Source organism: Paenibacillus sp. ClWae2A (assembly GCF_032452295.1).
Classification (GTDB): Bacteria; Bacillota; Bacilli; order Paenibacillales; family Paenibacillaceae; genus Paenibacillus.
This window is the reverse complement of sequence record NZ_JAULSQ010000005.1, coordinates 96,075-121,542: the sequence shown is the minus strand read 5'-3', so window position 1 is coordinate 121,542 and position 25,468 is coordinate 96,075. Positions and strand designations below refer to the sequence as shown.

The 25,468-nt window shown below is 46.9% G+C and carries 23 protein-coding genes; 18 read left to right on the top strand and 5 right to left on the bottom strand.

Translation table 11 applies throughout. The annotated features are described in order from the left end of the window. Positions 1-207: 207 nt before the first annotated feature. Entirely contained in the window at positions 208-741 is a 534-nt protein-coding gene (locus QVE09_RS17285; protein ID WP_315937774.1) for a GNAT family N-acetyltransferase, read from the top strand. Between the two features lie 331 nt (positions 742-1,072). On the opposite strand, the gene QVE09_RS17280 is transcribed toward QVE09_RS17285, so the two are convergent. Both QVE09_RS17280 and QVE09_RS17275 read right to left on the bottom strand, forming a co-directional pair. After that, positions 1,073-1,243: a hypothetical protein gene (locus QVE09_RS17280; RefSeq protein WP_167483784.1), complete on the bottom strand. Its 171-nt coding sequence runs from the start codon at positions 1,241-1,243 to the stop codon at positions 1,073-1,075. Continuing rightward, positions 1,240-2,478, bottom strand: coding sequence for a glycosyltransferase family 4 protein (locus tag QVE09_RS17275; RefSeq protein ID WP_315937773.1), 1,239 nt, complete (start codon positions 2,476-2,478; stop codon positions 1,240-1,242). The genes QVE09_RS17280 and QVE09_RS17275 overlap by 4 nt, the downstream gene beginning before the upstream one ends. Before the next feature lie 186 nt (positions 2,479-2,664). On the opposite strand from QVE09_RS17275, the gene QVE09_RS17270 reads away from it, so the two are divergent. Further along, positions 2,665-3,024: a hypothetical protein gene (locus QVE09_RS17270; protein WP_315937772.1), complete on the top strand. Its 360-nt coding sequence runs from the start codon at positions 2,665-2,667 to the stop codon at positions 3,022-3,024. A 219-nt stretch (positions 3,025-3,243) separates the two neighbouring features. After that, positions 3,244-4,773, top strand: a complete 1,530-nt coding sequence (locus tag QVE09_RS17265; RefSeq protein WP_315937771.1) for a DHA2 family efflux MFS transporter permease subunit — start codon at positions 3,244-3,246, stop codon at positions 4,771-4,773. A gap of 63 nt (positions 4,774-4,836) precedes the next feature. Here the strand turns inward: QVE09_RS17265 and QVE09_RS17260 are convergent, their stop codons facing one another. Further along, positions 4,837-5,910 carry a glycosyltransferase family 4 protein gene (locus QVE09_RS17260; protein ID WP_315937770.1) on the bottom strand — a complete coding sequence of 358 codons (1,074 nt, stop codon included), beginning with the start codon at positions 5,908-5,910 and terminating at the stop codon, positions 4,837-4,839. A 245-nt stretch (positions 5,911-6,155) separates the two neighbouring features. Between QVE09_RS17260 and QVE09_RS17255 the strand changes: the two genes are divergently transcribed. The 7 genes from QVE09_RS17255 (at position 6,156) to QVE09_RS17225 (ending at position 13,064) form a co-directional block, all read left to right on the top strand. Then, entirely contained in the window at positions 6,156-7,289 is a 1,134-nt protein-coding gene (locus QVE09_RS17255) for an ABC transporter ATP-binding protein (protein WP_315937769.1), read from the top strand. Next, positions 7,286-8,002: an ABC transporter permease subunit gene (locus QVE09_RS17250; protein ID WP_047841224.1), complete on the top strand. Its 717-nt coding sequence runs from the start codon at positions 7,286-7,288 to the stop codon at positions 8,000-8,002. The genes QVE09_RS17255 and QVE09_RS17250 overlap by 4 nt, the downstream gene beginning before the upstream one ends. A gap of 4 nt (positions 8,003-8,006) precedes the next feature. Continuing rightward, positions 8,007-9,401, top strand: a complete 1,395-nt coding sequence (locus tag QVE09_RS17245; protein ID WP_315937768.1) for a GldG family protein — start codon at positions 8,007-8,009, stop codon at positions 9,399-9,401. Further along, positions 9,398-10,426 carry a DUF4340 domain-containing protein gene (locus QVE09_RS17240; RefSeq protein WP_315937767.1) on the top strand — a complete coding sequence of 343 codons (1,029 nt, stop codon included), beginning with the start codon at positions 9,398-9,400 and terminating at the stop codon, positions 10,424-10,426. The genes QVE09_RS17245 and QVE09_RS17240 overlap by 4 nt, the downstream gene beginning before the upstream one ends. A 241-nt stretch (positions 10,427-10,667) precedes the next feature. After that, positions 10,668-11,657, top strand: a complete 990-nt coding sequence (locus QVE09_RS17235; RefSeq protein ID WP_315937766.1) for a YhcN/YlaJ family sporulation lipoprotein — start codon at positions 10,668-10,670, stop codon at positions 11,655-11,657. A gap of 244 nt (positions 11,658-11,901) precedes the next feature. Next, entirely contained in the window at positions 11,902-12,126 is a 225-nt protein-coding gene (locus QVE09_RS17230) for a helix-turn-helix domain-containing protein (protein ID WP_017692532.1), read from the top strand. A 398-nt stretch (positions 12,127-12,524) separates the two neighbouring features. Further along, entirely contained in the window at positions 12,525-13,064 is a 540-nt protein-coding gene (locus QVE09_RS17225) for a DUF4303 domain-containing protein (protein ID WP_315937765.1), read from the top strand. Between the two features lie 158 nt (positions 13,065-13,222). Here the strand turns inward: QVE09_RS17225 and QVE09_RS17220 are convergent, their stop codons facing one another. Beyond that, on the bottom strand, positions 13,223-13,570 hold the full coding sequence (locus tag QVE09_RS17220; RefSeq protein WP_315937764.1) for a hypothetical protein: 348 nt from the start codon (positions 13,568-13,570) through the stop codon (positions 13,223-13,225). 224 nt (positions 13,571-13,794) lie between these two features. Between QVE09_RS17220 and QVE09_RS17215 the strand changes: the two genes are divergently transcribed. From QVE09_RS17215 to QVE09_RS17200, 4 genes are all read left to right on the top strand, one after another. Next, on the top strand, positions 13,795-14,658 hold the full coding sequence (locus QVE09_RS17215; RefSeq protein ID WP_315937763.1) for a MurR/RpiR family transcriptional regulator: 864 nt from the start codon (positions 13,795-13,797) through the stop codon (positions 14,656-14,658). A gap of 4 nt (positions 14,659-14,662) precedes the next feature. Beyond that, positions 14,663-15,391 carry a glucosamine-6-phosphate deaminase gene (nagB, locus tag QVE09_RS17210; protein WP_315937762.1) on the top strand — a complete coding sequence of 243 codons (729 nt, stop codon included), beginning with the start codon at positions 14,663-14,665 and terminating at the stop codon, positions 15,389-15,391. After that, positions 15,388-16,602: an N-acetylglucosamine-6-phosphate deacetylase gene (gene nagA, locus QVE09_RS17205; RefSeq protein ID WP_315937761.1), complete on the top strand. Its 1,215-nt coding sequence runs from the start codon at positions 15,388-15,390 to the stop codon at positions 16,600-16,602. The genes nagB and nagA overlap by 4 nt, the downstream gene beginning before the upstream one ends. Positions 16,603-16,707: 105 nt before the next feature. Beyond that, positions 16,708-17,079 (top strand): hypothetical protein, encoded by a 372-nt coding sequence (locus QVE09_RS17200; RefSeq protein WP_315937760.1) that lies wholly within the window; start codon positions 16,708-16,710, stop codon positions 17,077-17,079. Between the two features lie 586 nt (positions 17,080-17,665). Here the strand turns inward: QVE09_RS17200 and QVE09_RS17195 are convergent. After that, a complete protein-coding gene (locus QVE09_RS17195) occupies positions 17,666-19,021 on the bottom strand; it encodes a dipeptidase (RefSeq protein ID WP_315937759.1) in 1,356 nt (451 codons plus the stop codon). 215 nt (positions 19,022-19,236) lie between these two features. On the opposite strand from QVE09_RS17195, the gene QVE09_RS17190 reads away from it, so the two are divergent. From QVE09_RS17190 to QVE09_RS17175, 4 genes are all read left to right on the top strand, one after another. Continuing rightward, complete coding sequence (locus QVE09_RS17190; protein WP_315937758.1) at positions 19,237-21,642, top strand: AraC family transcriptional regulator; 2,406 nt, start codon at positions 19,237-19,239, stop codon at positions 21,640-21,642. Positions 21,643-21,974: 332 nt separating this feature from the next. Further along, a complete protein-coding gene (locus QVE09_RS17185; RefSeq protein WP_315937915.1) occupies positions 21,975-22,904 on the top strand; it encodes an ABC transporter permease in 930 nt (309 codons plus the stop codon). A gap of 12 nt (positions 22,905-22,916) precedes the next feature. Next, positions 22,917-23,804: a carbohydrate ABC transporter permease gene (locus QVE09_RS17180; RefSeq protein WP_017692544.1), complete on the top strand. Its 888-nt coding sequence runs from the start codon at positions 22,917-22,919 to the stop codon at positions 23,802-23,804. Between the two features lie 18 nt (positions 23,805-23,822). After that, positions 23,823-25,328 (top strand): extracellular solute-binding protein, encoded by a 1,506-nt coding sequence (locus tag QVE09_RS17175; RefSeq protein WP_315937757.1) that lies wholly within the window; start codon positions 23,823-23,825, stop codon positions 25,326-25,328. Positions 25,329-25,468: the final 140 nt, after the last annotated feature.

Below are 25,468 nucleotides of genomic sequence, written 5' to 3'. Positions count from 1 at the left end.
CGCAGGAGAGCACCCTTATGAGCACTTTTTAAGTGTTATAAGTGGAAAGCTCTTTTTTTGCGCCATGGACAGATTCGTGGATAGAATGGGTGATCGATTGCTGAATTCTCTGTATAATGAAATGATTCATACACGGAAGGGACTGGACTATGCGCAGATATCAATATCTTAAACCCAACTATTAATAAACTAATGGAGGTAAAAGTATTGATTACAGAGTTACACACAGAACGGTTATATTTGCGAAAAATGAACGTATCGGATTCGGCCAGCTTGTTTCAAATTTGGTCTGATCCGGATGTGACTAGATTTATGAATATCACTCATTTTACAGATGAAAATCAAGCCATAGAAATGATTAATCTTCTGAATGATCTTTCTCAGGAAAACAAGGCCATTCGGTTCTCGATCATCGTGCAAGAATCCAACGAAATCATAGGTTCCTGCGGTTATAATTCACTGGATTTTGACAATCTTAAAGCAGAAATCGGGTATGACATTGCCAGATCACACTGGGGGAAAGGATATGCTACGGAAGCGATCTCTTCTTTGTTAGTTCACGCATTCTCGACGTTGAAGCTGAATCGAATGGAAGCAAAGGTTGACCCCGATAATGTGAATTCTATCAAGCTATTACAAAAGCTTAATTTCACATACGAAGGCACCCTCAGAGCATACGAGAGGGCAGGGGAAGCGTTCAACGATCTGAATATGTATTCCAAGTTGGCGACAGATGAATAAGATCTGGATTTCCCATGGCTCCAAGCGCTAACGAATCTGCGGCGTCTTATTAGGGTAATTACGATGAAAAACAAATCCTAATGAATCTCAGTCACGTTATTCCTTCGCAAAATGGTTTTTGAATCTGGAATTCGTCCACGATGGATGAAATAACGTCTCCGGGATTCGTTACATGTCAGATTTGTGCAAAAGATAACAAATAGCGTGTGGTGGATTCGTTAGAACAAATTAAAGCGAACAAGGGGTGTCCTCAGTCATTCTTATGACATATGGGACACCCCTTGTTTGATATTCCTGCATGTTATATGAAGAAGACATATCATTGGACGGCTCAATCTTTTGAATTCATGATCGCCATCGATGCAGGATCGGGAAATACATATCCTTTAGGCAGCTTCTTCATCAATTCATTCATTACAGCGTAATCTACGTCGATGTGAGGTGTGGAAACTGGAGTCGAAAACCAGCGATTGTATAGATCACTCGGTACAAGTAACGTCATATCGTAAGTCCTCCTCTGTAGATGGCCTCTTGGTAGACTTGAAATGTACGAAATCCCATCACTTCCAGTGAACGGTGTTGTTCAGCCCAGGCTTTCGCCGCCGCACCTACTGTTCTTCGGGTAACATCATCCTCAAGTAGTGCATCCAACAGTTCACGGAGTGAGTCGACATCCTGCGGAGGAACAACCCATCCCGTACGTCCAGGTTCAACCATCTCAGGCATGCCGGCTGTACCACTTACGATAACAGGTACACCCGCCAGTTGCGCTTCGGTAACGGAGAACGGCTGGGTGTCCTGCAGGCTGGGCTGGACATAGATGTCTGCATGGCGCAGGAAGGAAGGAATATTGTCCAGCTTGCCCCAGAACACAACATCCGCTCCAATACCCGTTGACGCGGCCTGTGACCGCAGTTCATCGGTTAGATTGCCTTCTCCTGCGATCCAGCAGACCCAATCGGAACGTTTACTTTTCAGACTGGCTAAGGCTTTGATTAACACATGAACGCCCTTGATGTATTCAAGTCGTCCGGTAAAGGCAATGACTTTCTTGCCCGCAGGTGGTCGCTGGCGGAACTTCACAGCTGCTGAGGCACGGTAGACTGGGAGATCTACAGCATAGGGAATCTGTCTGAACTTTGATTCAGGAACGGCAAGCTCTGTAAGCGTACTCTTGATCCAGTGGCTTGACACGAGAATGAGCTCGGACTGTGCTGCACTTCGCTCTTCCAATGAGAGAAAATAACGTCCACGCTTGGATTGCAGATATGAAGGGAGAGTAAGCTGCGGGTTGGAGTTTTGAGCATCGTAAAAGGCTTCGCGTGCAAGAGCGCCATGATAGCTTGTAACCAGTGGGATATTGCGGTTCAAAATGCGTTTTATGGCTACGGCAGCTACCGGATCTTGCGCATGAATAACGTCATAGTGGTCCACCCCCAGATAAGCGGCCGCCATCTCGAAGGCATATCTATTCAGTTCATAATAAGCGAGAAGAGGATCAGCAGTGAATTGTGGCAGATCAGTCGGATTGAGTTTGGCTTGCAGCATGGGCCACACTTTATCTTTGGAGAAAGCGCGGTTCAGATTCCGAACATATATTTCGTTATTGGCACCATTCGTGCCCATAATATCAACCTCTACACCAAGTGCGATTAGCCTGTCGGCCAGTTGTTTAACATATGTCCATATGCCTCCCATATGTGTAAGCTCCCAATACGTAACGAGCAGAACTCTCATGGCTACCTCCTTGTCACGGCCTGCACCGGCCGAGCTTCTATCCTTTTATTCTATGAAAAAAGAGGACCATAAGGTCGGGCATTTCCGTGTAATTGGTCGAAAATGGGTGAATGCAAATGGCAATGGACGAGAGGACGCATATCCTATGTACAGGAAGGTTCATGTGCTCCGAAGGAGGGATCTACAGTGGCGGTATATTTACTTGAGATTCATGAGAATCTGTTACAGACATTTGTTCCCGTCAAGTACATGGATGTGGAGTTGGCCTATGTGGGCGGCGAGGAAGGGACGGATGTATTTGTTGGTGGAGTCAGTATTCACGGAGAACTGTTCCGACATCTTTTTCACATAAGGCCAAATTCGGGGGGAGCGGGCGATAGTCAGGTCATTCATAATCTGGATGTGTCATCCGATCCATATGAACTGAGGATCATCAGCAACAGTTCTTCTCCGAATCATCTGGTAATTCGAATATATTGCAGAAGTATTCACGGTCAGACATTGGGCATACTGTCAGAATATCAGATGATGAAGCTTGCAGATTGATATGAAAATCATTGAATACTCATGATTAACCAACGTGTGGAGCAGGGAAGGTGCCTGTTCCATTTTTTTGTGGTGCATCCATAGTAGAAATGTCCGAAAAAAATAGCTTGACAGCAAAGGTATTTTCATTAGAATTAGATCAGTATTAAACGAAAGTTTAAAACGACGATTTAAAACGATAGTTTGAAATTAGTCGTCAATATAGGCTGAGTGAGACGCATGGATAAACCTGCGATCTCCTGGCTGGAAAAGAGTGTGGAGAACGTGAAAGAACAAACAGCAATATCACAGGAGCCTGCAGAGTTTTCGATTAAAACCATTATTTTGCCACTCCTGGCTATTATCGTCGGAATGATTATGGTTATTCTGGACAGTACCGTTGTTAATGTGGCCATTCCGAATCTCGTTCAATATTTCGAGACGGATCTTAAGACCATCCAATGGACGGTTACGGGATACACCTTGGCTTTGTCTGCAGTTATTCCACTGGCAGGCTGGTTAACGGACCGCTTTGGTGCCAAACGAGTATTTTTGTTCACGATTGCCATGTTTACCTTGGGTTCTGTATTATGTTCGATTGCCCAATCACCTGAGCAATTAATCATTTACCGTGTCATTCAGGGCCTTGGTGGAGGCATGGTTGCTCCTATTGGTATGGCAATGGTCTTTCGTCTGGCTCCTCCCGAACGAAGAGGTTCCATCATGGGCATGCTCGGAATTCCGATGCTGCTTGCCCCTGCACTAGGTCCGGTATTATCCGGGTGGTTTATTGAATCACTGAGCTGGCACTGGATCTTCCTGATTAACTTGCCCATTGGTATTGCAGCTTTCATTCTATGTATCAAGTTTTTGCCTGATACAGATCGTGGACGCACACCTGCACTGGATCTACTCGGCATGATTCTGGCGCCAATTGCATTCTCGATGCTCGCTTACGGTGTGAGCGAGGGTGGAACGAGCTGGACGTCTGCAACAACTCTGACGGGTGTAATTGTAGGTGGTGTAGCGCTCATTTTGTTCATTATTGTGGAGCTTCGTCATCAAAATCCATTGCTCGAACTCCGGGTATTCAAATCATCTGATTTCTCACGGGGAATTATTCTCGCATGGGTGTCACAAGTAGCGCTGTTCGGTGCGATGATCCTGATCCCACTTTATTTGCAACAGATCAAAGGGTACACTGCACTGGAAACTGGATTGATTTTGCTTCCACAGGCTCTGGCTTCCGGAGTGGGTATGCCGCTTGGTGGTCGGTTGTTTGATAAAATCGGTGCTAGACCTCTGGCCTTTGTGGGTCTGGGTATTATCTCGGGAGCATTGTTTATTCTGTCCTCCATCACGGCAGAGACAGGTCTTGGCCTGATTATAACGGCTCTGGTCATGATGGGTCTGGGTATGGGCTTGTCCATGATGCCACTCAATACGCATGTATTGAATGCTGCACCACGTAAGTTGGTTGGACGGGTGACACCGCTCACGGCCGCTGCACAGCAAGTGGTCGTGTCCTTTGCGGTTGCAGGGCTTACAGGCTTCCTTACTTCAAGAATCGCAGACAATACAACGAGTACAGAGCCTACCGCTATCGTTCATGGTTTGGTGGCTGGTTTCAATGATACGTTCTTCCTGGCCGCTTGTATTGCATTGTTCGGATGTTTGCTCAGTCTGATTCTGCGCAAACCAAAACCGATGCAGGAAGAAGAACTTCAAAATGGCGACAAGCCTGATCCCGCAATGATGATGGGACACTAAGACTCCCTAACAACCATATTAAGGCAGTTCAGAGAATCTCTCTGAGCTGCCTTTTTAAGATTCTCAATGGAAAACCCGCAAGGCGGTCATCATTTCACGGAAAGAAATGGCATACCGATCGGGTGAGAAAGACAAAATCATATGCTGTCTGCCCTGAATGCGAATATACTCTCGTAGTTTCTTGTTTTTCATGAGGTCCTTTGCTTCGGCTACAGCTGCCTTAACATTGCCAATCGGATAAAACTTTCCAGTCTTATTATGTGTGATAAATGAACGCACACCGTCCGAATCGGTACTGAGTACCGGGCAGCCACAGCTGATGGCTTCAGCGACGGCATAGCCGAATCCTTCCAGCAAAGAAGTGGATATCATGATGCCCCCTGAAGCGGCAATCATGGAATAGAATGCAGGCATCTGAGAATGGGGAACATTGATGAAGATGCCAATCTTATCTTCAAGCCCGTATTCTGCCAGCATGTGACGGAACATAACTTCATCTTCAGGGTTAGCCAAGGTGGGATCGTGGAACAACCATAGTCTGGCTTTCGGATTTTTTTTGACGATTTCACTCGATATGATTAAATATTCACGCCAGTTTTTGTTGTGTTCAAGTCGTCCTACCCATGCCAGCACCGGATAGGGTGGGGTATCCACCAAGATTGGTGCAAAGGTGTCGGTATCCAGCATATTGGGAATAACAAACCGATGAAGCCAAGGACAGATATGAATGAACATATCCAGCAGGTGGTCTGTGGGAGGTATAACGGCAGCATCACAATGAGCTTGAAGGTAAGGGACACCCATCTGTATCGTTTCCAGAGCCTGATCGCGTGTTCCGAGTCCCTGCGCTTCAAAAATAATTCGCCCCGTATAACCGAGTCCTCTCAAGCGGCCGGGCATAGCGATGTCTGAAGTGGCGATGATGGCATCATAATGATGAGTATGAATGATATGATGGATATCCTCGTCACTGGACGCGGTAAAAATGGGCGTATCACTGTTGTTCTGCAATCCCGAGCCTGTGTTGAGATACAATAGGTGCGCTTCAATGCCATGACGTTTCAGAACAGCGGTGCGCAGTCGATTTAACGTATCCACGCCACCGCTCGGAACATAAAACGTGAATAATACTTTCACACGATTCACCCTCTGACTTTTGGTCAGGAGCACATTCTCCTGTACTCTATGTTACGTTGGCTTTAAGCGCAGGGTGTGGGTGTTACTTGGATTGTTCACATTATGGACAAATATTTTTAAGCTGTCTTTTAAGTGACATTAAGCTGAGGCTAGGATAGCTCCCGTAATATACAAGGAACTTCCCGTGTCTATCATCCAACCTAAACGATGGTGCACGGGTATTTTAACGGGAAAGGATGAATGATGTGCTCGAAGTGAAACAGGTCAGCAAAGTTTACGAAGGGCAACGCGGCGTACATCAACTGGATTTCACCATGGAACGTGGTGAGATTGTTGGGTTTCTCGGGCCCAATGGTGCCGGAAAAACAACAACGATGCGTATGATTACGGGTTATGTGCATCCAACCGCGGGTTCCATTATGGTGGATGGGGTATCGGTGCATGAGCAGGGTCAGCGTGTTCGTTCCAAGATTGGGTATCTGCCTGAAACGCCGCCGCTGTATCCGGATATGACGGTGCAGTCCTATCTTAAATTCGTAGCCAATTTGCGAGATGTCCCGGCACGTGAGGTTAAGCTGCGGGTCAGTGAGATGGTTAGCAGACTGGGACTTCAAGGTCGGGAAAGGCAAATGGTACGTGGGTTATCCAAAGGATACAAACAACGCCTTGGGCTGGCAGGAGCCATTATTCACAAGCCGGATCTGCTGGTCCTGGATGAGCCAACATCGGGCCTGGATCCCAATCAGATTATCGAGATCAGAGATCTGATTCGGGAACTGGGAGAGAACCATACGGTGCTGCTCAGTACGCATATTTTGCCTGAAGTGAGCACGCTCTGTAATCGAATGTTGATTATCAATCAGGGACAGCTCGTGTTGGATGGCTCACCTCAGCATTTCGGATCAGCAATGGGGGATCAGTTCAAGGTGTCGATTGAAGTGAAGGCCACTGCGGAGCAATTACATAATGTGCTGACCCCATGGGAGAAGGTGCGGAGTGAAGTCATTCAAGCATCGGATGCGAATAGCAGCAAAGATACTTCACTTACTTCAGATTCGACGAATACGGTTAAAATGCTTCTTACTGGAGAAAACTCGGAAGATTTCCGGGAGGAGCTGTTCTACCTTTTGTCAGGTGCAGGATTACCGATACTGGAGATGAAGAAGGAGAACCTGAGTCTGGAGCAAATCTTCCTGAAGCTGACCACAACCGAGGCAACAGACACGGACGCGAATTCGGCAGATGTGGATAAGGTTGCTGGGGCAGAGACGGATCAGGACGTAACTTTGGACATCGACTCGTCGAGTATATCGGGAACATCAGTTAGTACAGCAGCCGATGCTTCGCCCCAAACTCGCAAAGGGGAGGACTCCAAATGAGACGAATGATGGCGGTATGTAATAAAGAGCTGCAAGCTTATTTTCTGTCACCAACATCCTATTTTGCTTTTGCCGTATATGTACTGATGACCAGTTTGCTGTTCTATTCAAGCTTCGTATATTACCAGCCGAGTATTGTCGATTATCGTCTCGTACTGGGGGATACGCTGTCCATGCTGCTGTTTGTCGTGCCCTTGTTAACGATGCGGTTAGTCGCAGAGGAATTCAGACAGGGAACGGATGAATTGTTGCTGACTTCTCCGGCACGTGTAACAGAAATTATTTTTGGCAAATATCTTGCTTCTCTCGCCATTCTGGTCGTACTCATTCTGTGCAGTCTGGTATATCCCTTCATCATGTCGTTCTATGGGACATTGGATATGACGACGGTATGGATGTCTGCGCTGGGTTTATTTTTCCTGGGCGGAAGCATGATGGCCATAGGACTGTTCGCTTCCACGTTATCCCAGCATCAGATGGTGTCTGCGGTGGCGGGTTTTATTATTTTGCTCGTTTTGTGGATGCTTGATTCATTCGCAGGTAATACAGGTTCTGTTTTACAGCAGTGGCTGGACCCGTTTGCCCTGACTAATCGGTTCGACAGCTTCATGAAAGGCGTGCTTAGTGGACCGGATATATTGTACTATGTCACACTTTCAGGTGTGTTTCTGCTGTTAAGCATTCAAATTGTGGAACGGAAGCGGTGGAGGTGAGAAGATGAAAAAATGGTTAAGTCATACCAATAGTACCGTGCTGTCCGTAGCGGTGATTGGCATCTTTATTTTGTTAACACTGTTCCTGAATTCACTTGGCGGCTTTCAGCTGGATCTGACCTCGAACAAACAATACACGTTATCTGACCAGTCCCTTACTGCGATCAAAGACGTGAAGGATGACGTCAACATTCTGGTGTTAACCGTTGAAAATGCCAACAATACCGTCCTGAACCGTGAGGTCACGGATATGGTGGAGGAATATACGAAACGTAACAGCAAGTTGAAGCTAAAACAATATAATCTGACGCAGGAACCTGCGCTTGCATCCAAATACGGCATAACAGGCAGCTCCATTGTGCTGGAGCAGGGAGATCAACACAAAGTGATTGATATCGCCAGTTTGTTCACCGCGACAGGTGACGGCAGTGACGGATCGTATCAATTCACAGGTGAGGAAAAGCTGACACAGGCGCTCATGAATATGTCATCCACCGAGATGCACAAGATGGTCTTTTTGACCGGACATGAAGAGCTGAGTCTTGATCAGATGACTACGCTGAAATCCTCCTTGGAACAAAATAATGTGCAGACAGAAGAGTTGCAGCTGAATCAGGCCGGGAAAGTTCCGGAAGATGCAGATGTGCTTGCCATTATAGGTCCACAACGTGATCTCAGTGATGCAGAAATGAAGGCCATTCGCACCTATCTGAGTAATGGAGGCAAGCTGTTATTATCCCTCGGATTTGTGGAAGATATGAAATCCAGTTGGAAAAACATCGATGCCCTGATGGCTGACTATGGCGTCGTTGACGAGCATGCGGTCATGGTTGATAATCAACAAGCCAGTACGATGGGACCACTATGGGTGGTGCCGGAGTATGGTACACATGCAATCACGGACAAACTTGCTGCAAGCCAATTGTATCCGATGTTGTCGCTGTCGATTGCGTTGACCAGCAAAGAACAGGATAAATATACCCTTTCACCGTTAATTCATTCTTCGAATGACAGTTATGGGGAGACGAATATCGGCGGTTTATTGCAGAATGAAACAACCAATGATGCCGAAAAGGACATCCAGGGACCCGTTGAATTAGGGTATGCAGCCGATACGACGGATGGCAAACCGAAGGCGGTTATTCTGGGCTCGTCCATTTTCATGCAGGATTCGGAAATTGCGAATGGCGGCAATCGGGACTTTATTTTGAATACGGTAAACTATTTGAGTGAAAAAGAGAATGGATTGACGATTCGCCCACGGGTACAAGCTGGGTATGAGACGGCATACCTGAATGGCGAACAGGCCAGAACGATTTTCTTCGTGGCTATTGTCGCGTTCCCGCTCATCTTTGTTATCATTGGTGTACTCTTATGGTGGAGGCGCAGACGGGTATGAGAAAATGGGTCCCAACGATTCTGGTGGTCATCGTACTAATTGTGGGCTGGGCGTACGCGGACAGTCAAAATTATTTTCGGGAAGAAGAAGCGGTGCAAGCCAAGTTGCTTGGAATTCAATCCGGAGATATTCAATCCATCACAATACATGACACAACGGAGGAGACATCCGGTAAAGCAGCATCTTCAACCCTGACGCTTGAAAATGGCGTATGGCAGATGGTTGAGCCAAAAGCCTATCCTCTGAACGGTTACAGTGTAAGCAGTTGGCTGGATGCGCTGAGTGGTGCGAATCAGGAACTGGTGGTGGAAGAAGCACCGACGGATCTGAATAAGTACGGTTTAGGAACAAATGCTACACGTATGGATATCAAACTCAAAGATAATCGGGAGATCAAACTGGCTATTGGCGGCCAGCTTCCAGCAGATGATGCACGTTATGTACGCGTAGATGAGGGTCCCGTAGTTGCCGTACAGACAGAGGCGATTACCAGCATAGCTTTGTCTCGTCGTGATTTGTTGGACACTACACCCTTCAACATGGATGAGACAAATGTTGGGTCTCTGGAGTGGGAGGGTGAAGCAGCTACCTGGATGTTAACATCGACATCGGAGAATGATTCGGCAGAACAGACCTGGACACTGAATGGAAAAACGATTGAAGCCACAGACGCCGTATCTCTTATCGGCAAAATCAAAAACTTGTCGACAGCAGATGATGTGCGTAAAGCGTCTGAGCTGAAGAATTCGGTTCCACGATTCACCCTGTCTGTTGAACAGACGGTTAATGGGCAACAAGTTAGAGACGTGTACCGGGGACTTACCGTGCCATCCGAATCGGATCAGATCTGGGTCATTACGCCGGACGGTCAATGGGCATATGCCATGGATGCGACAAGTCTAACGGAAGCCGAGAAATTCCCGGATACAATTAAAGCATCCACAACTTCGTCGGAAGAGTCATCGAATTCTGCAAATGACGCATCGACATCCCCTTCAACAGACGGGATAAGTGATAATAAATAACTTGAAATAACTTGGAAATGAATTTCAAGTTATATGGAAACAGTGCTGCGATCAAAGCGGCACTGTTTTTTTATTTTACAGCGAAGACCTTCCTGTACACGGATCAAAACCCACAGATCAAACCAAAACCCAAACACCAAAATCTACAGGGAAAGGTGCCATATCCTTTCAGCATATCGGTACGTACAGAAGCGCATCCTATCTTTGTGACCAAAACCAACATACATTGGAGGATGAGTACATGCCAGCAGTCAAAAAGGCAACAGCTATTACGTTATCATTATCTACTGCAATCTTTGTAATGGCCGGTTTGACAGGTTGTGGCACGAATCGGGATACCAACAATCTGCATACGCAAAGTGTTCGTCAGCAAGCCAACGGCATTAACCGTTATGGTGTGGAAACGAATGGCATGGATGGCATCCGTGCGAAAAGTTATCGCATGCATAATGTCACTGACCTGAAATCCAGTGAAGAGCTGGCAAAACGCATCACGGAGATGAAGGAAGTTAAATCCGCCCGTGTCATGTTAACGGATCGTAATGCTTATGTCGCGGTTCGTTTGGCAGATGGTCATGCAGGCAAGTTGGAAAGCAAGTCCAATGGTCGTACGAGCATGCTGAATGGAACAATGCGTAATCATGCCAGTGATACCATGCGTGGGGGCAACATGAATCACGATATGGGTGGTATGCGTGTGAATGGCGGTACGGGCACAATGTCTCCGTACAGCACTAGCGGAATTGCTCCAGGACTGAACACAAATTCAGCAACGGATCGCAGCCATATGGGCAATGATCGTGGCATTTATGGCACGATGGGCACAGGAGCGGTTGGCATGATGCGTGGTCTGACAAACAGCGGCAAAGCACGTGGGACGGACGATGGGCATTATGGTATGAAAAGTGAAGGACAACGTGTAGATAGCACAGACGATAACACATCAGCTGAGATTAAAGGTAAAATTTCAGCCAAAATCAAGCAGTTTGCACCAAACATCGAGAATGTATATGTATCAGCCAATCCAGACTTTGTGGAGCATGTGGAGAACTATGCCACAGATATTCGTAACGGTAAGCCCGTTAGTGGCATGATCGATACGTTCCAATCGATGGTGGAGCGCATCTTCCCAACGAACGGAACAGATACGAATCACCGTGATGGCATCCTTGATGATGGCCTGATGAACCGTAATCACAACGGTGGTGTCATGAATCGAATGAATCGGTAGTTTTTTTGACATGAACAAGTGTGCCTTTGCGCAGATGGTAACATCCGCTGCAGGGGCATGTTTGTTTTACATAATCTCAAATATATAGATAACTGCACACGTTCTCTTTGGACAATGAATCACAGGTTTACTGCCCATTTTTTATATAAAACTGAACCAACGCCCTTGACCTGACATAAGATGAGTTGACTGTATCCCCTTAACCTTGTTACACCAACACAACCCGAGCAAGGAGGGGTGAACATTGAAGGGTATCGATCATAAAAGCAAATTTTTGTTGACCCACCGTGAACGCGAAGTATTCGAATTACTGGTTCAAGACAAAACTACGCGTGACATCGCAGGGCAGTTATTCATCAGCGAGAAAACGGTGCGTAACCATATTTCGAATGTGATGCAGAAACTCAATGTTAAGGGTCGTTCGCAGGCAGTTGTCGAGCTGATTAAGCTTGGAGAACTGAAGATTTAGTTGCGAATTACAGTTAGGATTAAGTAGCAGCATGAAAGCCTTTCTCTATTCTTTGTCATGAAGAATGGGGCAAGGCTTTTTTGCTGCTATGGACCATGAAATGAGGGAATTAATAATAAATTTAGGGAAGATCAGAAACGTAGCATCGCTTGTTTTCATTATTTTAGTAGACCATAATGATTACATATATGAAACAGATATACACTTTTACACTAGAACGGAGAGGGCAGAAATGACCTGAAGAAGCGGAGCGTTCGCCTTTATCCGCAGATTTCCACTTTTAAAAAGTGATACAAGAAATCTGGGGATAACAGTGATCAGAAGGCTATTCTGTCATCGAAGTGGCAGGTGTAACTATTCGGTATTCAACTTATATAAAACATGAAAGGATGATCTAAATGGACCGTTTCTTAAATGAATTTGAAGACCATTTTCGTGCGGGTTTACTGCCCGATCTGGAACAAACGCTGGTTAAGGTGCAGGATGAGAAAGTATATGCTTGTGCATTTGGAACGGACAGTGATTGGGTAACGCTGTTTATGGCGGTGAATACCGAGGAATCCCTGGCAGCGCACATTTCGAGAATGAAAGAGCAAGGGTTATGTGACAGTGAGGAGGACGAGATCTATTACAGATGGGGCTGCTCCGAATATCAGTATGGCGAGGATACGCACTTTAACCATATCAGCCGATTGTTGTATGCAACAGAAGAAGTCCAGCAGTACAAGAATGAGATCATTCGAATCATAGCCAAAGTCGTGAATGAGATAGCGGATGACGTTTTTGCTCGATATGGACAAACCAAAGCAGACATTACGTTCTTCGTTTCTCTCACAGATGACGATCTGGCCGAGGAGATTGAGAATCAATCGGTTCATCAAATGACTGTGCCAAGCTTAACCAGCAAGTTCTTAAAACGTTATGATGACATGAATTAGAACGAGTTGACTTGACTTTAGTTGAATGGAAATTGCATTAAAACGAATTGAATCTTAGTACCGCGAAAGTCTTTCCTATTCTTTAACTAAAGAAGGGAAGAGGCTTTTTTGTTTTAACGTGAAAAAATGAAACAACCGAATCCATATTACGTTAGAACTTATTGATTCTCATTCGTTTGAATGAACATTCTCCATCTTTTCTTCGAAAATGGCTGATAAAAGAGCTGCTCCAATTCCTCGAATTGTGCTTCGTTCAGATGAAGATGGAGTACTCTTTTCACAATTTTGGCGGCAGGCATGGAAGAAGATCTCCGACCTCCTGCTTTTCGTTTGATCGGAATATGAAATTGCAGCAGGTCTTCGAGTTGATTCCAGCCTTCCCAACTCAGCCTACCTCCTCGTTTCCAGTCGATGGCATAGAGGGCATAATAGGCATGTCCTTCTGTTTGTTTGGTAGCAATAATCCAGATGGAAGGAACGAGCTTTTCCCATTGTCTTCGATTCATTGAATTGCTCCTTCTCTTACGATCATATCTCGATTCTCAATATATAGGATATCCACTATGAGGATCAAGCAGGTGAGAGTCTATACACGCTCAGCATAATTGCAAAAGTCATGTTAAATTCCTCTTGATTTGCAGGATCGTCTTGATTAAAATGAAGTTATAAAAATAATTTTCTTAATTTATTGAAAATAAATAAAAATAATTTTCATAAAAGTGAGGTCTTTATGGCAGCCATATTACGTGCGTTGCAGCAAGAACTGAATAACCTTCCGTCTCAGGAGCGACGTATTGCCGAAGTCATTATGCAATCTCCATCGGACATTCCCGGCTGGACGATTAGTCATCTGGCAGAGCAGAGTGGCACAAGTGCGGCGACGGTAACCCGCTTTTGCAAGTCGTTTCATTTCAAAGGCTTTCCCGATTTCAAAATGAAACTCGCCGCAGAATTGTCCCACGCATCTGATGAAACGGCGTATCAGGATATTGTAGCGGGCAATTCACTATCCAAAATTGTTGAAGCTATCGAAGCCAACCACCTCGCGTCTATTGCAGATACCACCCGTTTGCTGGATTTGGGCAGATTGGAGCAAGCAGTGCAATTATTGTGCCAGGCTCGCCGTATTGATCTGTACGGTGTGGCTACCTCGTCGATTGTTACACAGGATTTCTATCAGAAACTGGTGCGGATTGGAAAAAGCTGTACTGCTTTCTCCGACTCCCATATGCAGATTACCTCGGCATCTTCGCTCGCCGAGGGAGATGTGGCGATGGCCGTATCCTATTCAGGCGAAACACCCGAAACCATAGATGCGCTGCATTGTGCCAAACAGGCCGGAGCTTCTACGATTTCACTGACTTCCTATGGCAGTAACACGCTCGCAACGGTATCCGACATTCCACTATTCACCTCTTCTCTGGAGGAAGGCATGAGGCGTGGAGATATGGCTTCACGCATTGCACTGCTGCATGTGGTCGATATTCTGTTCACAGGCATGGTAAGTGCCGACTTTGACCGTTTTATCCCCAGATTGGAACAATCCTATCACAACGTGCAGTCCTATCGCTTACAACACAACGGAGGTGCTTAACCAGATGAATATACGTATTTTTGAAAATGAAGAAGATTTGAATGCCACGGGTGCTGGCCTTATTGCCAGCTTGTTGCAGACCAAACCCCGGGCTGTATTGGGGCTCGCGACAGGAAGTTCTCCTGTAGGCATATATAAACAGCTTATCACGTTGTACCAGAAGGGGCTGGTTAGCTTCTCACAGGCTTCTTCCTTTAATCTGGATGAGTATGTTGGGCTTCCAACAGAACATCGTGAAAGTTACCGCAGTTTCATGAACGAACAATTATTCCATCATATTGATATGGATCTTGGCAGAACGCATGTGCCTGATGGTCAGGCTGCAGATCTGGAACAGGAATGTAATTCCTATGAACAACGGCTGGACGATCGTGGACCGGTAGACCTTCAACTGTTGGGTATTGGACATAATGGTCATATTGGCTTCAATGAACCGGGAACTGAACTTACAGGACGAACACATGTCGTGGATCTGAAAGACGAGACGCGTAAGGCAAACGCACGTTTCTTCGACAGCATCGATGAGGTTCCGGCTCAGGCAATTACAATGGGTGTCGGTACCATTTTGAAAGCCAAACAGATTCTGCTCATTGCCCGTGGCGAGGAAAAAGCCGAGATTATTCGCGAAGCGTTCATGGGCCCAATCACAACGGCCTGTCCTGCATCGCTTTTGCAATGTCATCCCAATGTGGTGGTATTGCTGGACCATGCGGCTGGGAGGCTGGTGAGATGACCGGAGCGAATAGCCATGTTAGCGGGAGACAGCGTGATGAAAATATTTCTCTTCTTCGGGGCAAGTTGCTCCTTGCAGATGAAATATTGGAAGACGGTGTATTAGCTTGGAGGGATGGGAAAATCCTCTATGCTGGGACACCGGAAGGTCTTCCTGAACAGATTCGGCGAGAGGCTTTGCCACTGTCTGTACCGGACCGTGGCCTCATTGTGCCTGGATTCATTGATATCCATGTGCATGGTGGGAACGGAGAAGACTTTATGGACGCAAGCCCGGAGGTGTTGGACAAGATCACTTCTTTTCATAGTACCCAGGGAACAACAGCGATGCTTGCAACTTCCATGACGGCTCCGAAAGAGCGACTGGACAGCGTACTTGCTGAAGTGGACCGCTACCGTTCCGGTGAAATGCCATATGCCCAGCTTGAGGGTGTGCACCTGGAAGGTCCGTTCTTCAGTCCGAAATGGCCTGGTGCGCAAAATCCGGAACATATCATGCTGCCTGATGTATCCTGGCTTGAAGCATGGGAGAAGCAATATCCCGGCCTGATCCGTCAAGTTACGTTGGCACCGGAACGTGAAGGCGCACTGGAAGTCATCTCGTGGCTGCGTGAACAGCGGATTACAGCGGCACTCGGCCACACGGATGCGACCTATGAAGAGGTGGAGCGGGCAGTGGAAGCAGGACTTCATCATGCAGTACATACGTTTAATGCCATGACACTGCTGCATCACCGACTACCCGGGGCTGCCGGAGCCGTGCTAAGCGATCCACGCATAAGTGCTGAGGTGATTGCTGACGGCATTCATGTGCACCCTGCAGCGATATCAATCCTTACTCAATTGAAGCAACATAACGATCAACTCGTGTTGATTACAGATGCCATGTCTGCTGCGGGACTGGATGATGGGGAATACAAGATCGGCGACCTGCCCGTGATCGTGAATCATGGCGAGGCCAGACTGAGGGACGGCGGCGCATTGGCGGGAAGTACACTGACGATGATTCGCGGTTTCCGTTACCTGATACAGGAAGTGGGCTTGAGTCTAAACGCTGCATCACGTGCAGCAAGTCTGACTCCGGCACGCCTGCTGGGTATTGATTACCGGACAGGTTCCCTGGCTCAAGGAAAACAGGCAGATATCGTTTTGCTGAATGCGGAGCTGGATATTGATGGTGTATGGGTGAAGGGCAGACGGGTCGGCGAGTAAGTTGTAGCGTGGAGTATTTGTGGAGAGGCAACAGCTTGCGCAATATGTTAAAATAGATCTCAAAAAGACGGGATCTGCGGATCACGCATAACGGAGGCGTGAAACATGGAACGTAACGCTATGCTCGAACATGATCCGTTCATCACAGTGTTGGCGGAGAAGTTGCACATACACGGATACTATGCCTTTTATGGCGAGCATTACAATGAGACCGATATGGAGCAGTATCGCAGGCATCTGTTCACATCATTCAGCAACATCGTATGGGTAGAGTTGGATGCACGCAAAAAGTATATGATTGTCGATCATCGTGGACGCAACACGGTCATGAAACTGATCGAGGGTATGCTGAATACACGTAGAACGCTGCGAGCAAATCAGGCAATGGCAGGTACGGACACCTCAGGAGTCCGGCAGGAGATTGCACACTTATCCCGGCTTGTGCACATGCTGAAGTTCACAACATTCCGCACATAAATGGAGGGAATGAGGGGAGTAGAATCTGGAGGATGTCCCGAAAGTTGGGTTTCTCTTTCTAGTCACAGGGCTAACAAACCTCAGCCACGTTATTCCGGTAGAAAATTGATGAATGACATGCAAAACGAGGAAATAAAGCGTCTACGATTCGTTAAAAAGTAAATAACTAGCCATTGAAACGAATAAATCTAGATCACCATTTACAAAAGGGGTGTACCGTCATGAAGTTGGACGGCACACCCCTTTTATCTATTTATATACCTACCTATTACCCTTCATTTGTAAAGTAGGCTCAATCCTAAAATTAGTCTGCGAGAAGCTGCAACGTAGTGAAGGGGACGAAATCGATTCAAACAAAAACGATGACCTGTAAGCCACCGTTTTTGTAATATCTATCTGCCCCTACTCTATGAGGTTTAGTAAATAATTTACACGTTAACGGAGTGGGGAGAAAAAAGCTGAAGAAGCGGAGCGTTCGCCTTTATCACCCGAATTTCTCCCTTTAGAAAAGGGGATCAAAGAAATCGGGGGATAACAGCGATCGGAAGCTTATTCTCCCCGCGTAGTGACCTCCGTGTAAGAGTGTTTACAAACTCTTCAAGAACTGAACAACCGTCAACAACCCTTTATCAAAGTTCTCCAGGTTGAAGTGCTCGTTTGGTGCATGTAAGTTCTCATCCGGCAAGCCAAAGCCCATCATAACAGCAGGGATTTCGAGTACACGTGAAAGCTTTTCAACAATCGGAATGGAACCGCCATCTTTGGTAAAGAGGGCACGAACACCATACACGTGCTCATACGCATCTGCTGCTTTTTGCATAATTGGATTGGAAGGATCGGTATTGAAAGCAAAAGCTTTCTCGATCTGTTTCACATGCAGTGTTGCACCCGGTTGAACATGAGCGCGCAGATGTGCTTCGATACGATCCAATACATGTTGTGGATCTTGATCTGCAACGAGGCGGCAGGTGATTTTGGCATGAGCTTCCTTCGGAATAACGGTTTTGCTGCCTTCGCCTTGGAAACCACCCCATACGCCGTTCAGTTCCAGCGTTGGACGAGCGCCGACACGTTCCACGAACGAGTAGCCTTCTTCGCCGTACAATTGCTCCAGCCCGAGGTCTTGACGAAGCTGTTCTTCATTGAATCCCTGTTTCGCAAATTCTTCTCGCATCTCAGGAGATAGCGGCAGAACGCCGTCATAGAAACCGTCTACACTCACACGGCCTTGCTCATCATGCAGCGAAGCAAGCAGGGACACGAGTGCATGCAGTGCGTTGGGTACACCACCGCCAAATGATCCGGAGTGCAAGTCGGTATTGGCTGTATTGAGATCCACATGCATAGAGCATAAGCCGCGCAGGCCTGTGGAGATTGCCGGTTTTCCTTTTTCAAGCAGGGATGTATCTGAGATCAGTATCATGTCTGCACGCAACTTGTCTGTATGTTCATTCAGATAGATGGGCAGGTTCGGGCTGGAGATTTCCTCTTCGCCTTCGATACAAAACTTGACGTTAACCGGAAGTTCCTTGTTTTCGGCAAGCAGCGCTTCTACTGCCTTGATATGTATGAAGATCTGTCCTTTGTCATCCGTTGCACCACGGGCATACAGCTTGCCATCACGAACGGTTGGTTCGAAAGGAGGCGTGTCCCACAGGTTAAGGGGATCGACAGGTTGTACATCATAGTGTCCATAGATCAGAGCTGTCGGTTTGCCGGGTGCATGCAGGTGATCTGCATAGACAATCGGATGTCCAGCTGTTTGAATGACCTCTACGTTTTCCATACCTGCACGTGTGAGCGCATCTGCTGCCCATTGTGCTGCACGGTTAATATCCTCTTTATGCTCTGAAATGGCGGAGATACTCGGAATGGACAACCATTCATTCAGTTCTGCCAGGTGTTTTTCTCTATTTTGTTCAAAATAAGTCTGTTCTTTCATTAAAAAGGCCTCCTTCAAGTTTGCTTTATCTCATTGTAATCCATTTTGTCATGTTAATAAAACATTGGTTAAAAAAATGATCGGTTACAGATCGTTTCATTCACCTGAGGATTGTGCGTATAATACAAGAAAAGGATTTCATCCATATATTCTCAGGGGAGTTGAGGAAGTTTCCATGACAGTCAGACCCGATGCAAGCAGGCAGGTGAGCAGCGATGGAACCGACTAGGAGCAATCGAATATTTGGCAGATTCAAGCGGTTATCCGATTTGAAGGCTGGAAGGCATAAAGGACGATTTTATCGAAACAGCCTCATGCTTATTTTACTCATTGCCAGCATTCCCGGGCTAATCACAGGTATCGTCATGTATCAACAGGTTGTTGGCCGGATGGAAACCGAGTTCAATCAGATGCATCAGAACCAGATCGAGAACCGGGCACGCAATGTGGATGACCAGCTGGCTTATCTGGAGATGAACTTATCCCATTGGGCTTTTGAACCGAGGTTTGGCAATGCACTGCGAACGCTGGATTTTGTGTATTATTTTAATGAAACGCAGGAGATTGTGACTACCTTATACGTATTACAAGGTTCCCATCCACTGATCAAGTCAGCACAGTTGTATTTACAGGAGCCTAAGCCAATCTTGTTTAATCGGGATTATACCGAATTGAACGATGAAGCGAAAGTACAAGCATATGATCGATACCTTTCCATGGGTAATCACGTGTACTGGACAGACTGGGTTTCCAGCAGCAACAGAGATACCGAACCTTCGACTAACGATAGTCCACTGCATACGGATGCAGGCAATGCACTGGTTCTTGTACATAAGATCCCGGGGGAGAGCATTAATCCGTTTGGTGCACTGATTATTACGCTGGATAACGAGAAAGTCGCCAGTTTGTTGAAAACGCTTACTCCTTATGGCGAAGGTTTGACGTTCCTCATGGATCAGGAAGGAAACACACTGGTTACCGGGGATCCGGGAACGGCGGGAGAGACTTCTGCTTTTGAGCAGCAGCTAAAAAAAGAAGTGGCCCTGCATGCCGATAGCCGCTCATTCCTGTTCCGATATGAGGAACAGACCTATTCTGTCTCGTACGGCTCATTGAGTCGGATTGATTCGGACTGGACTTACGTCTCCGCAGCACCTCTGACCTCAGTCACTTCGCCCGTCAAGCTGGTATCCAAAATCATCGTCATTGCGAGTGCAGGCAGTCTCATCCTGGGATTATTGTTATCCTGGTTTGCTTCACGCCGAATCTATTCGCCTGTAGCGCGGATGCTGCATCTGCTTACGCCTGGCAGAAACGAAACAACACCAACAGATGAGAAGCTGGACGAGTTTGAGCTTCTGGAGAAACAATGGAACGAGCTGACCTCCCGCAGTGTCGCGGCACATCGCCAGTTGCAAGAGCAGCTTCCTCATTTGCGAGACAGCTTTGTTTTACAACTTGTACAGGGACATCTATACGCCTATAACGAGCAGGATCTCCAGCAGCGCATGCGTCATCTCGGATTTGAGCTGGAGGGTCAGCAGTATTTGCTGGTGCAGATGTATTTTACGGGGTACGAGCAGCTGCAGGGCAGATTTGGAAGCCAGGACACGGGATTAGTCACCTTTGCAGCCGTGAATATCACTCAGGAAGTGGCGAAAAATTATTTCAGGCAGATCAGTGTCATGAACTTTCATGACCTGTCTTCCGCCATGCTTGTGATTGCTCCTCAGGACGAACCTGTGAAGTCACAAGCGATGTTATGGGGACAGGAGCTCGTGGAGGTCATTGGACGAACACTCAAAATGAAGGTGACCTTGATGATCAGTCGCCCAGCAGCTTCACTTCAGGAACTGCCCGGACGATTCGTCGAGATGGAACAGGCCGTGGCATATCGCAGTGTGGAGGAAGGAAGTCAGATTCTCGATCTGGAGGATGAGGAGTGTTTCCGTAGAAACGAAGCAGCTTCCTATCCGCTTGGGCTGGAACGTGAGTTGCTACAGGCGATCAGGCTGGGCAAGCAAGTCGAAGCGGAACGTGTGCTGGAACAATTCATGAGTGAGATCACGCGGACGGGCAGTACCGAATTTCAGGTGCAGCAGATGATGCTGCAATTGCTCGGCAGTATTCAGCACATGATGCTGCAAACGGGGGTCACACCTTATAAGCTGTTTGGTGGTTGCAACATGTATGAACGACTATCCGGTATTCGTGAACCTGTTCAGATGAGACAGTGGATGATGAATGAGGTATTCACACCGTATATCCAAGAGATCGAAGCACGATCCCAGGAACCCCTGAAACAGGTGGTGGAACGAACGATGTTGTATATCGATGCACATTACCGCAGCGACATTTCGCTGGAAAACTGTGCTGACGAGGAGCAGATGACACCCTATGCACTGAGCAAGGCATTCAAACAGGTATCGGGCATCAACTTTATTGATTATCTGACACGTGTGAGAATGGATGCGGCGAAGCAATTACTACGTGAGACAACGATGAAAATCAATGATGTTGCGGCGGCTGTGGGATATCAGCATAGTTATTTTAATCGGATCTTCAAGAAACAGGAGGGAGTTACCCCGAGTCAGTATCGCGATCAATGGTTTGGACAATAACCGTTTATATCTTTGTCATTTCAGACCGGCATTCAGCTTTAGCGGATGTCGGTTTTTTCTTTTTTTACCGTGATACAAAGAAGGATAAACCCGCAAAAATGTGCAATTCTACCTGATACGTTATGTGCAATTTCTTGTGAAAATGGCGTTATAGCGGACTTTTCGGCCAGTGTGCCGGAGCAATGCAAAAAATGAAGGTTGCCGGAAATAAGGTGGCTGTATAGTCTGAGTATCAGGTTGATCGATAACGCTTACATCGTTGAGGAAGGGGAGACATGATGAACGGGAAGACGGACTGGAATACCAACGGCACTGCAACTGCTCAAGTGGATATGGCAGCAAGACCATTAAAACAGGAATCCAATTGGAAAAGGCAGATCAAACGAAACAAATGGTTATATGTGCTTGTGCTTCCCGGCTTTTTGTACTTTGTCATCTTTAAATACTTGCCCATGTGGGGGATCGTCATTGCCTTTCAGGACTACCAGCCTTTCCTGGGCATCCGGGAGAGCAACTGGGTGGGGCTAGAGAACTTTACGAACTTTTTCTCCAACCCGGACTTCTTCCGACTATTACGCAATACGCTGGTTCTTGCCCTGTATGATCTTATCTTCTTTTTCCCGGCACCGATCATTATCGCTTTGTTATTAAATGAAATTCGGGTCGCTTTCTTCAAAAGAACGATTCAAACACTGGTCTATGTACCTCATTTTGTATCCATGGTTATTATCGCAAGCATCACTTACGTGTTTCTGACCCCGCAAGGCGGAGTGTTATATGACCTGATCGGCTGGATTACAGGCAAGCCCATTGATGTACTCTCCAGTCCGGGCTCGTTCCGTCCGCTCATTATTGTGCAGATGATGTGGAAGGAGATGGGATGGGGCACGATTATCTTCCTGGCTGCCCTCGCAGGTGTGGATACGGAGCAATATGAAGCTTCCATTGTGGATGGTGCAGGACGGTTACGGCGGATGTGGCATATCACGCTTCCAGCCATTCGTACGACCATAGTCATTTTACTCATTCTCAGACTGGGGAACTTCCTCGATACCGGATTTGAGCAGATCTATCTGATGACCAACTCCCTCAACCGGGATGTGGCGGACGTATTTGATACGTATGTGTACACGGTGGGGATTACGCAAGGTGCATTCAGTTACAGTACCGCTGTGGGACTATTCAAGTCTGTGGTGGGGATCATTCTGGTGCTTGGCAGTAATAAACTTGCGAAAAAATTCGGCCATCCCGGAATTTATTAAGGAGGAGCGCCCATGAACAGCCGTCTATACAACAGCCCTGCCGGCAAGGTATTTGATATTTTCAATTACGTCATGCTGGGGATTCTGGGCATATTAACCGTCCTTCCGTTCCTGTATATTATAGGGAATTCTTTTGCAACGGAAGCCGAGATCACCGAACGCAGTTTTTTCCTCATTCCGAAGGTGTTTTCCTTCAGCGCGTATGAGTATATTTTCTCCTCGTCCACGATCTTTCGCAGCATTGGTGTTTCCATTTTCATCACGGTGGCAGGGACACTGGTCAATCTGTTTTTCACACTAACGATGGCTTATCCACTATCCAGAAGTGACTTCTGGGGTCGCAACGTCATGATGAACATGGTGATTTTCTCGATGTTATTCGGCGGTGGCATGATTCCAACGTATCTCGTCATTCGTGGACTGGGACTGCTCGATTCTTACTGGGCTCTTATGCTTCCTGGCGCGATCAGCGCATTTAACTTAATCGTTGTCAAAAACTTTTTTCAGCAAATGCCGCCCGGGCTGGAGGAAGCGGCCCGCATCGACGGCTGTTCGGATCTCGGGGTGCTGTGGCGAATTGTTCTGCCTTTATCCAAACCGGTGATTGCCACGTTTGCCTTATTCTACGCCGTGGGACACTGGAACAACTTTTTCTCGGCACTGCTGTACATTTCCGACAGTGACAAATGGCCGTTACAAGTCATGTTGAGACAGATCGTGTTACTCTCGCAAGCCAGTGTCGGAGATATGGCTAACATGGACCCAAATTTTGTTCAGCCACCAGAGCAGTCGATTAAAATGGCGGTGATCGTTGTAGGTACCATTCCGATTTTGCTGGTGTATCCGTTTTTGCAGAAGCATTTTGCCAAAGGTGTCATGTTAGGTTCAATCAAAGGCTAAAGTCAAGGGGGAGAACGTATGGGACAAAAAACGGGATTCAAAAGAGGTGCACTGCTACTCTCGGCATCATTGGTATTGAGTACAATTCTGGGAGCATGCTCCACGGACAAAACAGGTTCAGGAACTGCTGCGGGTGGCACCGACGACATTACCATTATGCTTCCGAACTTCGAAGCGGAGAATCCGCCGGAGAACAGCCCGGTCATCCAGAAGCTTGAGGAATTAACCAAGGTGGATGTGAACTTGCAGTGGGTGCCAAGCAGCTCTTACGAAGACAAATTCAACATCACACTGGCCTCGGGAAAGCTTCCTCAGATTATGGTGGTCTTAGGGAAGTCTCCAAGTTTCATTAATGCGGCCCGAACCGGGGCTTTCTGGGAGCTGGGTCCATATCTGAAAAATTATCCGAATCTGAGCCAAATGAATGAAATCATCACCAACAATGCGTCAATCGATGGCAAAACCTATGGAATCTACCGGGCACGTGCCCTAGGACGTAATGGGGTCACAATCCGCAAGGATTGGCTGGAGAATCTGGGTCTCGAAGAGCCGAAGACGATTGATGAATTTTACAATGTATTAAAAGCGTTCACGAAGGATGATCCAGACGGTAACGGCAAGGATGATACGTACGGTCTGGTTGCCAGCAAATTCACAGGCCCGTGGGATAACATGCAGGTATGGTTTGGTGCACCGAACAAATGGGGAGATGATGGCAGCGGAGGTCTGATTCCGGCGCATGAGACACCAGAATACATGGAAGCCCTGAAATTTTTCCGGCAAATTTATAGTGAGGGTCTGGTCAACAAGGACTTTGCCGTGATGGATGCAACGAAACTGCCTGATCCATTTGTGAATGGGCAAGCCGGTGTCATGGTGGATGTAGCCGATAATGCCCAGCGCATGGATCAGAAAATACTCGATAAAGACCCCAATGCGACAGGACGTGTGGACGTGCTGCAAGCGATGGAAGGTCCAAAGGGATTGCGTGATATGCCAACGTCCGGCTACTCTGGCCTGATTGCGATCTCCAAAAGCAGTGTCAAAACGGAAGAAGACCTGAAGAAGGTACTGAGCTTTCTGGATCAGCTGAATGAACCGGAATTGCAGGCATTGTTGTACAACGGACTGGAAGGCAAGCAGTATGAGAAAAAAGAAGACTACATCATACCGAGCACTGACAAGCTCGCGCTCCGCGACTTGCAGGGGTTAAATCAGATTTTGATGTTTGTGCCGGAAGACAGAACGCTTCGTGTACAACAGACACCTGTCCGTGAAAAGGTTGCACAGGTGCAGAAAGCCAATGAAGAGATTGTCATCGCCAATCCTGGCGAACCGCTGATCTCTGATGTTTACGCTCAGAAAGGACCACAGCTGGACAATATCATTAACGATGCACGAATCAAATATATCGTAGGTCAGATTGATGAGAAAGGATTCGAAGATGCTGTTGCGCTGTGGAAGAATAACGGCGGAGACGATTATGTCAAAGAAGTTAATGAATTGTACGCTGCACTGAAGTAGTCTTATAAGCCAAAGCCCGGTAGCCGTACTTTCAGTGTAGCGGAAACAGCCGGGCTTTCTTATCGCTGTGATGGCTTGATCCGTGAACAAAGTTTCATCCAACTTTCTGGGAATTACGACTTCCTGAATATGGTTTTTGA